The sequence below is a fragment of the Streptomyces sp. F001 genome, from assembly GCF_004187715.1.
GTDB classification, from domain to species: Bacteria; Actinomycetota; Actinomycetes; order Streptomycetales; family Streptomycetaceae; genus Streptomyces; species Streptomyces flavusporus.
Window position 1 is genome coordinate 695434 of the sequence record NZ_QZWF01000003.1, and the last position, 13893, is coordinate 709326.

The window sequence follows — 13893 nt, forward strand, 5'->3', positions numbered from 1 at the left end:
GAGAGCGCGTCCTCGGCCGACTGCTGGTGGGGCCCACCACACCGGGGCGCACCGCTCCTGCGGATGGTGCGCGGCGACAGCGGCGATGCCTGCGCACGCGCCGAACGGATAAAGCGCCTCGCGCAGCGCGCCGACATCACGCGGGAAGCGTAAAGACGCCCGGTGACATCAAGTCACCGGGCGCCTTCGGAGGGTCGACTCACTGCCTACGAGAGGAACTTGTAGCCGCTCCAGCCGCTCGCGATCCGCGCCCGCGGACCGAACGAGCCCTTTCCGTCCCCGCTGTTGCGCCACACGTTGCCGCTGGTGTCGCGGGAGACCAGGTCCGGCCTGCCGTCGTCCGTGATGTCGCCGACCCCGACGACCACGTTGTACGAGCCGCCCCAGTCGGACAGCACCTTGACGCGGGCCGCGAACGTGCCGTCGCCCTTGCCGTTGTAGCGGTAGAGGTTGTTGGACGTGTCCTGGGCCAGGAGGTCCGCCTTGCCGTCGCCGGTGAAGTCGCCGGTGCCGACGATCTTCTTGTAGCCCTTCCAGTTGTCGTAGAGCTTGACGCGGGAGGAGAGCTTGCCGTCGCTCGTGCCCTTGTAGAGGTAGACCGTGCCGGTGGACGAGTTCCTCGCGATCAGGTCCGGGCGGCCGTCGCCGCTCACGTCGCCGGGCGACGTCAGGGCGTCGTACTGCGTCCAGCCGCTGGTCGCGAGAGTCGTGTACGACGTCGACGGCTTGACCGCCGCTCCGCAGCCCGGCTTGTACAGCCGCAGTGCGCCGGAGCTGTAGCGGACCAGCACGTCGTTGCAGCGGTCGCCGCTCAGGTCGCCGAAGGGGACGGCCTTGATCGTCGCCGCCCAGCCGCTGCCCGTGTTCTTGTCGCCGAACTTGCCCGTGCCGGTGCCGCTGTGGAAGGTCAGGCCGCCGGAGGAGTTGAGGGTGAGGAGGTCGCCGCGGCCGTCGACGCCGTCGGGGCTGACGTGGTCGTGGCGGACCGCGGAGCCACGGGTCAGGAAGCCGTCGCCGGACGTCACCGTGACCGGGGTGGTGGTGCCCAGGCCCGTGGCTCTGAGGGCCCACTTGAACGCGCCGTTGGGGAAGTAGGTCCCGCTCGCCGTCTTGCCGTTCCAGCTCACGCCCACCCGTTCCGGGGTAGCGCCGCCGGTGAAGGTGCGGGTGGCCTTGCCGGTCGCGCCGCTCTGGACGGAGGTGAAGGTGAGCGACCAGGAGGTGACCGGGCGGGACAGCACCCAGTTGCCCTGGAAGAGGGTCGCCGGGTCCACATAGCTCGTAGCCGACGACTTGAAGGCCGTCACCGCGGACGGCGTGATGCCGGTGGTGGTGACCCGGGTGCGCTCGTAGTCGTCGAACCAGGCGACCAGGCCGGTGTACTCGTCGACCGTCCAGCGGTAACGGCGGTCCGCGGTCAGGCCCTTGTCGGGCAGGCCGGAGGCAATCACCCGGGTGGTGCCGGTGGCCGCCTCGGTGAGGACCAGCGTTCCTGCGGTGTGGTCGTGGCGGACGGTGAAGCCGTCGCCGAGCAGCACATCACCGGGGGTGACCGCCGTCGACGTACCGGCCTTGGTGTCGTACACGCCGGCCGAGTCGGTACCGCACGCCCAGTACACCCAGCGGCCCGCCGCCTGGAGTTCGCTCGGCACGCAGGCCAGGCCCGGGACGGTCACCGTGGCGAGCGTCTTCGCCAGCGGGATGCTGTACGAGGTGAGATTGCCGGCGGTGGTGGTGGCGCTCCAGAGGGTGGGGCCGTTCAGGGCGGCGGCGCGGACGGACCGCTTCAGCTTCTGGCCCTGGCCGAACTCGCCGACGTACTGCGCCGGTGTCGTACCGCCCGAGTTGTAGACGGCGTAGTCGTCGCCGGCGTCGACGATCGTGCCGTCCTGGGTGCCGAACTCCAGCTCGTGGCCGCCGACGGCGACGATCCGGTCCCAGTACCGCTCGGTGCCGTCGTTGGACTTGGTGAGGTAGGCGTCCTGGCCGTCGAGGTTCCCCCACATCGTCGAGCAGGTGGTGCCCTCGTACGGGCAGACGGGGGAGTACACCGAGCCGCTGTCGGTGGCGTCGGACGCGCTCAGCTCGGTTGAACCGTTCGTGGTGAGGGTGCGCAGGGAGGTCGCGGTGGTGCCGGCTTCGGCGACGCGCAGTCGGCCACGGCTGAGCGCGAGGCCCGTCTTGGCGTTCTCCACCGCCGGGGACTGGTACACCTTCTCCAGCTTCAGCGTGCCGTCCTCGGCCTGACTCACCCGCTGCACCCACCAGTCGGTGGCGCCGGTGCCGCCGGTGACCAGCGCGGTGCCGTCACCGGCCGCCAGGGTGTACTCACCGGCGCTCGTCAGCAGGGTCTGCTGCACGGACGGGTCGTCGACGCCGACCGCGAGCAGCTTCGAGCCCGGCGAGCTGGAGGACAGCGGCAGCAGCAGCCAGTCGCCGACCAGGACCGGGGGGCCGTCGAGTGCACCCGGGTGCGCGGGCAGGGTGACGACCTGCTCGGCGGCGGTGAGGTCGGTGCGGGACTTCAGGTGCAGCTCGGCGAGGCCGTCGTCGTACCAGCCGATGCGGTCCGCGCTCATCACGTACCTCGGGCTGTTGTCGGCGCCCGTGAAGACCTCGGTGCTCACGGCCGACGCGATGTCGATGTAGTGGAGCGAGCCGAAGGTGCTGTTCTTCACGAACACACCGGAGGAGTCCGCCGCGAGGACGTTGCCGGCCTGCGCGTTCGCCGTGTCCCCGGTCACCCTGCGGACGCGCCACGCGCCGTCGACCTTGTCGATCAGGGAGTAGGTGGTGACGATCGTGTTCCCGACCAGTGCCGCGTAGTCGCCGTGGGTGCTGCTCCAGCTCACCTTCTTGGAGGTGGCCGTCGCCGGGTCCCACAAGGTGGCGAACTCGTCGGACGTGGAGGTCGGCAGAGCGACCAGGTCGCTGTCCGTGCCGTACCAGGCGGTGTAGCAGTCCCAGCCGATGTACTTGCAGTTCGAGACCGGGGTGTAGACGCCGTCGGCGTTCTCGACCGTCACCGTCCTGCCGGTGGCGTGGTCGGTCCACAGCAGCCCGGTGCGGCCGGTCTGCCAGTGCAGGAAGCCGCTGTCGCCGTCGACGTACGGACGGTCGGTACGTGGTGTGGTGGAGCTGGGGTCGGCCAGCGTGATCGCGGTGGTGTCGGCTTCGGCCGCTTCCGCGGAGCCGCCGCCCTCCGACAGGACGACGACGGACGCGGCCGCGACGGCGACCGCGAGCGAGAAGACGGCGGCGGCCAGCCCGCCCCGTCTCAGGGCGTGTCTGCCCACGTGAGGTTCCCTCCCCTACGAGGGCCCGTGCCCTCGCACAAGTGGCCGGATCTTATCAGCGGGGTGGTGGTGGCAAGGGGGTGCTCGCGCAGGTGAAAGGGGGTGGGCAGGGCTTTGGCCCCGGCCTGGGGAGCGACGGAGCCACCGTCTCGGCATCGGCCACAGTTGCCTCGTCACCAGGACCGCTCAAGATCCAGGAGTGTGATGAGGCCGCCGTTGCTGCATGGGGTTGTCGGTGGCACGTACTAGCGTGCCGGCAGCGTCCCGTCGATCTTCGTACGCCTTGAGGAGCCACGATGCCCGGAGACACACCCGAGCTGCCCGCGAAGGATCTGCGCACCCTGATACCGGAGTACGCGGGCCTTGCCCGGGAAACCACCCTCCTCAACCCGGAGCCCGGCGACCCCGGCGTGCGGGAGAGCTCGCTGGGAGGCGAGCTGCTGTGGCCCGCGGACGAGCCGTGGCCGTACTGCGCGCAGGAAGACCACTGGACGTTCGGGTCCGACTGGCGCAACCGCACCGAGATTGTCCCGGGCGCGGTGCCGATGGTGCCGATCCTCCAGCTGTTCGCCCGGGATGTGCCGGGGCTGGAGTTCCCGGAGGGGAAGGATCTGCTGCAGCTGGTGTGGTGCGCGCTGATGCATGAGCAGGATCCCGGGCCGGTGATGCCGCAGCTGTACTGGCGCAACGAGGCGGAGGTCGTGGCTGGAGGGCTGCTGTCCGAGATCCCCGGGGTGAGCGAGGGGGAGTACGACGAGGACAACATGCCGGAACCGTCCACGTTGTCCCCGATGACCGCGGAGGACTTCCCGAGGTGGCTTGATCTGCCCAAGGACATGTGGGAGACCTGGGAACCTCGTCTCCGGGTGCCGACAGGTGGCTCCATGTGGCCACCCGACTCCAACGTCATCGGGACGAAGGTCGGCGGCTGGCCCGCCTGGACGCAGCCTGCCGACTGGCCGAACTGCGAGAGCGGACACCGCATGGAGCACCTTCTGACCATCACCGGCGACATACAGCTGGGCGACTGCGGCGGCGTCTACTTCTTCCATTGCCGCCAGTGCCCCGGCCTTCCATGGGACTGGCGCTTCGACTGCCACTGACAGCCGAGGTGGGTGAAGCAGCGGAGCCGTCCGGCACCCCCGCCGGCCTTTCTTCTCCTCGGCCAAGTGGTAAGGGGCCAGGGCCGTGCCCAAATAGCAGTGGGTATGGAGCGGCAGCAGGCAGTGCATGGGTGCGGCGCGAGCTGTGCCGACGGAGGCGGTGCGCCGTCAGTGGCGTTGTGCGGCTATGGCGCCGGTGTACGTCTCGCGTGTCAGGTCCTCAGGACCGATGCCGAGGTCAGTGAGGACGGCGCGGATGTCGTCCAGGGCTTCGCTCAGCTCGGTCTCATCGACGAGCGTCTCAACTTCAAGGAAAGTACCGTCGATCTCGGGAACGCGAACGAGGGTCGCCAGCATCTTCCGGCCGTGTGCCTCGAAGTCGTAGTTCCGGCACTGCTTTTCGAAGGCGATGAACGGCACGTGCCCGAGGCCGCGCAGAATGGCGTGCGTCGCCTCCGTGTCATCGACGCGGGTCTCGTACTCGGGTTTGGACCCGGAGTCCTCGTCGACTGCGACGCCCTTGTACGTGAGGACTGTGCGGGTTCCGTCCGCGCCATGCACCGTGCGTACCCGTAGCTCTTCGCCGGCCTTGTCCAAACAGCCGTCAGGCCGGTCGTAGTAGGTGTCTTGGTACACCTCCACGCGGGCCGTCGCCAGCTTGTCGAGCTGCCGCACGACCGCCTCCGGCGAGTGCACACGGGCCTTCAACTCTGCCTCGATCACGAGCGGTTCCCCTTTTCTTTACACCGTGCGCTGCGCGCCGTCGATGACAGCCTCGAACATCCTGCGGAAGCCCCGGAACAGGGGGCCGTGCGGGGTTTCCATCACCTTGTACGTTGCCGACTCGTGGCCTTCCCACCCTGCGTCGAACGCGCCGACGAACAGGGCCGAGTCTGTGCGGATGAGCCGCCAGGTGGGCAGCATGCGGTAACGCCATACGGCGATGTCACACGTGCCCACCAGTTCCCGCAGCCGTGCCTCCGCAAGTTGCACGCCGCCGGCGAGGGACTCGGCGGACTCGCCGATCTCGGCCGCACGCTGAGCCAGGGCATGGCTGTCCGGGTCGAGGAGAGCCACCCGCACGCGGAGTCCCTTGCCACCCTGCTCACGTGGCAAGCAGGCACGCAGAAGGCTGTCGTTCAGCCCGATCAGGCCCAGTCCCCGCACTGCGAGGACGTCCAACTCCTGCGCCTCACGTGCCAGCTGCTGGATTTCCTGGGCCGCGGAGTGCTGCGTCGCGTAGACGCGAACGACTTCGGGGAAGGCCGTCAGGTCAAATGCCGCACCGCCTGATCGCCTTTCACGGCTGGCTGCCAATCCGAGCAGGTGACGGGCGTCGTCAGGCATGTGAAGGCCGTCGGCGATCCGTTCGTACACGTCCAGCTTTGAGACTTCTCGGCGCCTGTTGATGATCTCGTTGACGCGCGCCTGCGTCATCCCCGCCGCAGTGGCAATGCGGGCCTGGCTTGCTCCGGCGTACTGCTGTACGTACCGGAACACCGCGCCCATGTCGCGCGCACGTAGGGCCTGACGCACCTCGGCGCGCTCCCATGACCAGTCAGGCAGTTCGATCGTCTCCAGCGCGGTCCTCATGCACGGCCCCCGGTCTGCACGGCGGGATGGAAAGTCATCCCACCGTGAGATTACCGGTGAGGGATCGATCCGACACGGAGTGTCACAAGATCCTGGTCGAGTCCTGGAAAGCCCCGGCGGCCGCGCGAACGGTCCCGGGGCATGGCCAACCTGAGAGAGCAGGTCGACATGGCAGAGGCTACGGTCCGTGCAGCGGGCCGGACATCCCTGGTGAGCCCATCTCCTAGCGGGACGGTTGAGGGGTGGCTGGCATCCGCCCACCCGTCACCGGACACAGTCCGCCGCGAGTGGAGCAGTGCCGCGAAGCTCGTGCTGATCCCGCTGGGGCGGGCGTTCGAAGCGGTCCGTCTTCCCGACCGCATCGTGCACGGTGCCGTCGGCAGCGAGGACCCGGCCGTGGCGAGTGATCGGCTCGCGCAGTGCCTGGGGGGTGGTCCGGTCATCCACGACCCCGGATTCCGGCGGTACTACGCCCTTGTACCGGTCGGCACTTCACAGACGTGGCTCACGCCGCTCGCCGATTGCCTGGGCGAGGGCACCTACCTGGGCGTGCCGCGTGCCGACTGCACCGAGCTGGACGAGTGGACGCAAGGCTCGTATTGGGTTGTGCCCATGACCCGTCCAGGCCGCCTGTGCGCAGCGGCCGACGTGCTGGCGTTCGTGATGTCGGGCGGCAGTCCGACCGATGAGGACGAGTCATGAGCGCGTTCAGGACCAAGGCTGCGCCGGTGGACCTCCAAACGATGCGCGCCTGCGCGGACCGCCTGCTCGCGGAAGACGTCGAGGCGCCATACCCCGAGGACTTGGAGACGCTCACGCTCCAGCTGCGCGGTCACATCATGGTGGCCGTTCCCGAGGTGGAGACGGCTGCGCTGGCCTTGCCCGAGGACGGAGTGCCGCGGGCCTGTGCGCTCTTCTGCATCGGCGAGGCCCGCCTGCGGCTGAGCGTTGAGCCCGGCTGCAGCCTTCCCGCCCGCGTCGCGCACGCGCGACGCCTCGCCCGGTCCGTTCATGCTCTGTGCGACCACTACGAGAATGGGAACCATTGGTGCCCGAACGGCCCCGAGCGAGCCGCGTACCTGCGTATGCTGCAGCACTGTCCCGCATGCTCGGCCTGCCGGACCGTGGACGACAACGGCGAGGCCACCGGGATCTGCACGACCGTCGACCGGCTCTACGAGGAATATCGGCAGGCGCGCCGCGGTCCCTTCCCCGTGAAAGCGCCCGAAACGGCACCCCGTGCAGAGGCCCGGACTCTGCCTTGAAGATCCATAGGCGACCACCGACGGGCCGGTGGTGCGGATCTGGCGCTTCTGGCATGCGGCAACTGATCATCTGCACACAACAAAAGGGCCCAGGTCTCGGACCTGGGCCTTCACACTGGAGCGGGTGACGAGAATCGAACTCGCGCTCTCAGCTTGAGAAGCGACGGCGCTTGCACGGCCGGATGGCCGATGACCTGCGCGGATTCGTCGTACTGGCATGGTTGCGTGGGCCTGATCACGCCGCTGTTGACCGTGGTTGCCTGGTCTTATGGGCACGGCTGGGGCACGGCCCTCGGCTCCGTCAGGCGGGGCGGAGGGCTCGATGCCCGTCTCGTGTGCCGAGTGGCTCGTCACCCCCGTTGCCCCCGGCTCCATGCCGGGCGCGTCGGCGGTAACGGGCCAGAGCAAGGGCCCGGGCGATGATGACCGCGGTGGAGGCGAGGCCCCCGGCTGCCGCGCATACGACGAGGGCCGGCCAGGCGTAGGTGGTCTGTGCCAGGGTTCCGGAGCGGTTCATCAGCAGGCCGAGCAGCGAGGCGAGTTGGGTGAGGAGGAGGATCGGGAGCGTCTGGGGCAGCAACCGCAGGGCCGTTCGCCACCATGCTTGCCGTGCGGTGTGCCGCGCCCATCGGCGCGCACGCAGGACACCGCGGATGCCGAGGCCCGTCGCGAGGAGGGTCAGTGCCGCCAGGACCCAGTCGGCCGTCATCGAGAAGGGCTTCGCCACCTCGGGGTTCTTGCCCCGCGCGAGATCGACGAGGCCCATCGAGATCTGGGCGGCGTCGTCTCCGGCGATCAGGCCGGTGTTGGTGACGACCGCGATGCCGATCCCGCTGTCGGGCAGCAGCGTGGCCGTGGAGTTGTGCGTGAGGAGCTGGCCGTTGTGCTGGATCTGCTCGGGCCCGTCACCCTGCCGGTTCCGCCACCAGCCCATCGCGTAGTCCGTGTCCTTCGGCGTTTCCGGCGGGGTGTGCGTGAGCTCGATGGTGCGTGCGGTGGCGATACGGCGGCCGTCGGCGGACACGCCCTGGTTGTTCTGGGCGATGAGCCACTGGGAGAGGTCGTCGGCCGTGGTGACGACACCGTGGCCGCCCGCGGCGAACCAGCGGGGGTGCGGACGGGAGAACACCGTGCCGTAGGCGCGGACGTAGCCGCGGGCCCGGTCGGGCATCTCGGTGGTCGAGTCGACGGATGCGGTGTGCGTCATGCGCAGCGGACCGAAGAGCTCGGCGGACAGGTAGTCGGCGAAGGGCTGTCCGCTGACCACCTCGACCAGGCGTGCCGCGACGAAGTAGTTGGGGTTGTGGTAGCGGTACCGGGTTCCCGGCGCGGTGGCGAGGGACGCCTCGCGCATCGCGGCGACGGCCTCTTCGAGGGTGTGCGGTTGGGCGCGGGTCAGATCGGGGTAGGCGGAGTCGGCCATACCGGAGGTCTGGGTCAGGACCTGCCGGACGGTGATCTCCCGGGAACGCCGGTCGGCCAGGGTGAACTCGGGCAGGTACCGGTGCACGGGCTGGTCCAGGTCGACTCTGCCCGCCTCGACCAGTTGCATGACGGCGAGTGCGGTCATGGACTTCGACAGCGACGCCACGGGCAGGCGCGTCCGCTCCGTCATGGCCTGCCCGGACGCGGTGTGCCCGTACCCCGCGGTGTGGACGACCCGGTCGCCCTTGGTCACGGCGACCACCGCGCCCGGCAGACGGGTCCGCTCCAGGTAGTCGCGTACGAATCGGTCGACCGAGGCCGGATCCAGGGCGGCGGTGGACCGCGGCGCCGAGGAGGCCGGTACGGCGGTGGCCGCGACCGCGATACCGAGCGCGGCCAGCACGGTGCCGAGTCTGCGACGCATGCCGGTTGGGGCGGTGATCAGCTTCATGGAGCCCAGTGCACCGGTCCCTCCCCGCCCGGCGCACTGGCGCACACGCGAGTTCAGAGGTAGTGCACGCACTACTGCCCCAAGATCCCCGGCTCGGTAGGTTCGAGGGATGCGACATCGGACCGCCTGGCAGGCGCTCGGTCAGAACCCGCTGAAGGTGCTCGGCTCCGGCTGGCCCTGGCGGTCCTTCGCCTATCTGCTGTCCGGTGTGGTCTTCGGCGCCGTCGCCGGCGCGGTCCTCGTGGTCGCGCTGGTCGCAGGGGCCGTCTCGCTGGTGGTGTTGGTGGGGGTGCCGATCCTGCTCGGTGTGGCACTGTCCGGTGTCGCCGTCACCCGCTTCGAGCGGTGGCGCCTGCGTCTGGTGGACCTCGACCCGGTGCCGGACCCGCACCGGGCCCCCGAACGCGCGGGACTCCTCGGATGGGTACGAACCCGGCTGCGAGAGCCTGCGACCTGGCGTGAGCTGGGCTTCACCGCGGTGTCGGCGACCGCTCTGTGGTGGATGGACTTCCTCGTCCTGGGCTTCGCCCTGGTCGTCCCCGTGCTGGTGATCATGTCGCCCCTCGACGACCCCGGGGCCTGGCCGCTGGTGATCGTCGGTCTCTGCCTGCTCGCCGCCGCGCCGTACACCATCACTGCCTGGGCCGGCGCCAGGGCGGCCGTCACCCGTCTCATGCTGGCGCCGCGCGACAGCGAACTGGGCCGTGAGCTCACCGACGTACGGGCCTCCAGGGCGCGGCTGGTCGATGCCTTCGACGCGGAGCGACGCCGGATCGAGCGGGATCTCCACGACGGGGCGCAGCAGCGGCTGGTCTCCCTCAATGTGATGCTCGGCCTGGCCGCCCTCGACACCGAGCCGGACTCACCGCTGGCCGGCCGGCTCGCCAAGGCACAGGAACAGGTCGCGCTCGCCGTCGACGAACTGCGTGAGCTCAGCCGCGGCGTCCACCCGAAGGCCCTCACCGACCACGGTCTGGCCGCCGCGGTCGAGAACCTGGCCGGGCGCTCCGCACTGCCCGTCACGGTCGACATCCGCCTGCCTCGTCGTCTGCCGCTCTCCGTGGAGACCGCGGCGTACTTCGTGATCGCCGAGGCTCTGACCAACGCCGTCAAGCACAGCAAGGCAACCCGGGTCGAGGTGCACGCCCGCCTGTACACCGACGTGCTGGCTCTCTCGGTCAGCGACGACGGCATCGGCGGCGCCGCACCGGAGGCGGGCACCGGCCTCGTCGGCCTGGCCGACCGCGTCGCCGTGGCGGACGGCAGACTCCGCATCTCCAGCCCTCAGGGCGGGCCCACCTTGATGCACGTGGAGCTGCCATGCCACTGACCGTCGTACTCGCCGAGGACTCCCCGCTGATGCGGGACGGCCTCGTCGGCGTGCTCACCCGCTTCGGCCACCAGGTGCTCGCCGCCGTCGGCGACGCGGACGCCCTGATCGCGGCGGTCCGGGAACACGCTCCCGACATCGTCGTCACCGACGTCCGCATGCCACCGGACAACACCGACGACGGCCTGCGCGCCGCCGTCGCCCTGCGCCAGGAGCGCCCCAGCCTCCCGGTCCTGGTGCTCAGCCAGTACATCGAGCAGTCCTACGCCGCCCATCTGCTCGACCTGGGCAGCGACACCGGCGTCGGCTACCTCCTCAAGGACCGCGTCAGCGCCGTCAGCGAGTTCGTCGACGCGGTCGCCCAGGTCGCCGCGGGCGCGACGGTCGTGGATCCCGAGGTGGTCCGCCAACTCCTCAACCGCCGCCGCGATCCCCTGCAACGCCTCACCCCCCGAGAGCGCGAGGTCCTCGCCCTGATGGCCGAGGGGCGCACCAACGCCGCCATCGCCCGCGAGCTGTACGTCACCGAGGCAGCGGTCAACAAGCACGTCAGCAACATCCTGCAGAAACTCGAGCTCCACCTCGACGGCCACGGACACCGCCGCGTCCTCGCCGTCCTCACCTACCTCCGCGGATGACCGGAGGACAGCCGGCGCGTGAAGTCCCCTGTGCCTGCCGGGCGTTCAGCCGGGAATGTCGGGGGTGTACTCGTTCCGCCCCCACTCGGAGGAACCGAGCGGACAAGAGCGCGAGCGCCGCCGCCCACCCGTCACTCCCCGCGAAGGGCGTGTACGTCGACGACTCGATCCGCGTCTCGTACTGGCAGTCGACCATGCCCGACGCACTGGACTACTGATCACAGCGGACAACAAGAAGGCCCGGGTCGGATGACCTGGGCCTTGGTCGTGGAGCGGGTGACGAGAACCGAACTCGCGCTCTCAGCTCGGGAAGCGGCGGCGCTTGCGCGCCCACATGGCTATTGACCCGCGTAGATTCGCTGTGCTTCGCTCGGCGAGAGGCCTGGTGGCACCGCTGTTGACTGTGGTTGTCCGCCCTGAAGGGCACACCAAGGGCACGGGTGGCGTGCAGGGGCGGATCAAGGGGGCATGAAGTGTCTCGGGGCGTGGGGAGACTCATCGGATTCGCGGGCGAAGCGACCGCATCGCACATGCGCACACCTCGACCGGTCCTGCCCCGGCAGGGGGCGCCACGAGGCCGATGCTCCTTATAGGACGGCCTTGTACTCCCTAGGGACAAGGCCTGCACTCCCTGCCTCTGCCGGCCTGTAGCGATCTTCGTACGCTCGCCGAACGAACCCCCTGACGTCACCGCTGTTGCGAGGCGGGTTTCCACGGACGTAGCCCGCGACGATGCCCGTACTGCCGCTCGCCGGTGACGTTGCCGGCGTCGTCTCCGGCGGCCTGCCGGACATGGCATCACGGCATGGCGGGTGCGCGATGAACTGACGTGACGGCTGCCTCAGTGGCCCGTGGGCGACCAACAGGGCGAAGAACAGCATCAGCCGGGCTGTCACCCGGCGGAGCGGGCTGTGCGGATACGCCGACGGAACCCGGACCGTGACCTTTCCGTCTAGCGATGACGAACGAACCAGCCCTACAAAGACCAACATCGAGCAAAGCAGTCAAAAATTGAGATACATACCACCGCAGAACTTTCCACGAATAAACCGAAGAATCGCGTTCTCCGTGTGGCGCCGACCACGGGCGAGACTCTGGGCCGTAGCGGGTGTCGTGGCTCTCGGATTCCTCATTGCGCTGGAATTCGCCGCGCGTCGCTACGGCCTGCCAGGGCCGATCACCAACCAGGTACGAGAGGTGATATTCGCCCCCAAGTCGGGCGGTCTGTTGTACGCCGCTATGGCGTTGATGATGGTGGTACTCACCTGGCGGCAACGATTCATCGCGGCGGCTGCGGCGATCGGCGTCGATGTCGCGTTCCTGGCGGTCCGGTGGGCGATCGACTACAAGGTGACCGACGGCCACTCCTTCGGCAATGGCGCGTTGTGGGTGATGCTCGGCTGTGCGGTCATCGCTGTCACTCGCCGCACCGGCCGGGAACGTGTCCTGCTGCTGAAGGGCGTCGGGCTGGGCCTGCTGCTGGTGGCCGGCCGCAAGACGGGCGACACCTGGCTGCTCATCACCTCGAAGACCCGCCCGGCGGTGCTCGACCAGTACGTGGCAACCGCCGATCATGCGCTGGGCAACCCGTCGTGGCTGGTGGGCCGGATCGTCACGGCCACCGGCCCCATCGGCTTCAATTTTCTCGACACCGTCTACGGCCAGCTCGCGGTGGCCGCGGTCATAGCCGCGCTCTACCAACTGCGTAACGTGGCGGTCGAGCGCCGCTTCCCGCGCCACCACCTGGTGCGCACCTTTCTGGTGATAGGCCTTCTCGGGCCGGCCTTCTACATGATCTACCCGGTGGTCGGACCGGTCTTCGCCTACGGCACCGGCACCGATCACTGGGCGCCGGTCAGCCTGTGGGCGGAGGAAATGCCTTCCAGCGCGCGCTGGGCGGTGGCCAACCTGTGGCCGCAAACGCCGCCGCCGATCAATGCGCCGCACCACATGCCGTTCGACGAGATCACCCCGAGGAACTGCATGCCCAGTCTGCACACGGCGTGGGCAACCGCGATCTTCATCCATTCCCGCAAGGGCCCACGGATCCTGCGCTACGCAGGCACGTTCTGGCTGATCGCCACGCTCACCGCAACGCTGGGATTCGGCTACCACTACGGCGCGGATCTCATAGCCGGCGTGGTCTTCACGCTCACGATCGAGGCAGCTCTGCGCTCACACGACCGCGGCTGGGATCGCTCCGGCATCCGACTGGTCGCTTACGGCGCAACGGTCTTCGCTGCGCTCTTGGTGTCCTACCGCCATCTGCCGTTGGAGATGGCCGAGCATCCCTGGGTGTCCGGACCGCTTCTCATACTGGCGATGACCTCAGTGATCTACGGCTACGTACGGACCACCGCCCTGTGGGAGCCGAGCCCCGCCCCAGCCCGGCAACCGGAACCCCAACCCGAACTGATCTGAATCGCTGCTGCATCAGGTTGTCGGCTGGGCACTGCCCGAGCGAGACCGGGGCGAAGGGGGGCGATGGACTGCTCTGCGTCGGTGAGAAGGGTGCGGCCCCCGGCGCGCATCTCCTTCGGCCGGAAGCGGTCGCGCGCGAGGCACCACATGGACGCCCCCACGCACCAGCGCGCCCGGAACCCGCCGACAAAGACAAAACCCCCGGGCCGTTGACCCGGGGGTTTCACATGGAGCGGATGACGGGAACCGAACTCGCGCTCTCAGCTTGGGAAGCGACGGTGCTTGTACGGCCGGATGGCCGCTGACCTGCGTGGACGTGGTGGTCCGACGCCGTTGCGCGGGCCTGGTCGCACCCTGTTGACCGTGGTGTG

Annotated in this window: 10 protein-coding genes; 6 read left to right on the forward strand and 4 right to left on the reverse strand. The window is 69.2% G+C overall.

Annotation, left to right across the window (positions count from 1 at the left end; genetic code table 11):
* Positions 1-206: 206 nt before the first annotated feature.
* Positions 207-3296: a VCBS repeat-containing protein gene (locus StrepF001_RS16485; protein ID WP_129798981.1), complete on the reverse strand. Its 3090-nt coding sequence runs from the start codon at positions 3294-3296 to the stop codon at positions 207-209.
* 296 nt (positions 3297-3592) lie between these two features.
* On the opposite strand from StrepF001_RS16485, the gene StrepF001_RS16490 reads away from it, so the two are divergent.
* Positions 3593-4399 carry a DUF1963 domain-containing protein gene (locus tag StrepF001_RS16490; RefSeq protein WP_129798982.1) on the forward strand — a complete coding sequence of 269 codons (807 nt, stop codon included), beginning with the start codon at positions 3593-3595 and terminating at the stop codon, positions 4397-4399.
* 168 nt (positions 4400-4567) lie between these two features.
* Here the strand turns inward: StrepF001_RS16490 and cyaB are convergent, their stop codons facing one another.
* Complete coding sequence (gene cyaB, locus StrepF001_RS16495) at positions 4568-5122, reverse strand: class IV adenylate cyclase (RefSeq protein ID WP_129798983.1); 555 nt, start codon at positions 5120-5122, stop codon at positions 4568-4570.
* Between the two features lie 18 nt (positions 5123-5140).
* A complete protein-coding gene (locus tag StrepF001_RS16500; RefSeq protein WP_129798984.1) occupies positions 5141-5992 on the reverse strand; it encodes a helix-turn-helix transcriptional regulator in 852 nt (283 codons plus the stop codon).
* Positions 5993-6202: 210 nt separating this feature from the next.
* Here StrepF001_RS16500 and StrepF001_RS16505 point away from each other — a divergent pair, with 210 nt between their 5' ends.
* Both StrepF001_RS16505 and StrepF001_RS47935 read left to right on the forward strand, forming a co-directional pair.
* Complete coding sequence (locus tag StrepF001_RS16505; RefSeq protein ID WP_240797523.1) at positions 6203-6694, forward strand: hypothetical protein; 492 nt, start codon at positions 6203-6205, stop codon at positions 6692-6694.
* A complete protein-coding gene (locus StrepF001_RS47935; protein ID WP_240797524.1) occupies positions 6691-7257 on the forward strand; it encodes a DUF6415 family natural product biosynthesis protein in 567 nt (188 codons plus the stop codon). The genes StrepF001_RS16505 and StrepF001_RS47935 overlap by 4 nt, the downstream gene beginning before the upstream one ends.
* 301 nt (positions 7258-7558) lie before the next feature.
* Here StrepF001_RS47935 and StrepF001_RS16515 read toward each other — a convergent pair whose 3' ends face one another.
* Entirely contained in the window at positions 7559-9133 is a 1575-nt protein-coding gene (locus StrepF001_RS16515; protein ID WP_129798985.1) for a serine hydrolase domain-containing protein, read from the reverse strand.
* A gap of 109 nt (positions 9134-9242) precedes the next feature.
* Between StrepF001_RS16515 and StrepF001_RS16520 the strand changes: the two genes are divergently transcribed.
* From StrepF001_RS16520 to StrepF001_RS16530, 3 genes are all read left to right on the forward strand, one after another.
* Positions 9243-10463, forward strand: coding sequence for a sensor histidine kinase (locus tag StrepF001_RS16520; RefSeq protein ID WP_129798986.1), 1221 nt, complete (start codon positions 9243-9245; stop codon positions 10461-10463).
* Entirely contained in the window at positions 10454-11101 is a 648-nt protein-coding gene (locus StrepF001_RS16525; RefSeq protein WP_129798987.1) for a response regulator transcription factor, read from the forward strand. The genes StrepF001_RS16520 and StrepF001_RS16525 overlap by 10 nt, the downstream gene beginning before the upstream one ends.
* Positions 11102-12214: 1113 nt before the next feature.
* On the forward strand, positions 12215-13522 hold the full coding sequence (locus StrepF001_RS16530) for a phosphatase PAP2 family protein (RefSeq protein ID WP_240797525.1): 1308 nt from the start codon (positions 12215-12217) through the stop codon (positions 13520-13522).
* Positions 13523-13893 lie beyond the last annotated feature (371 nt).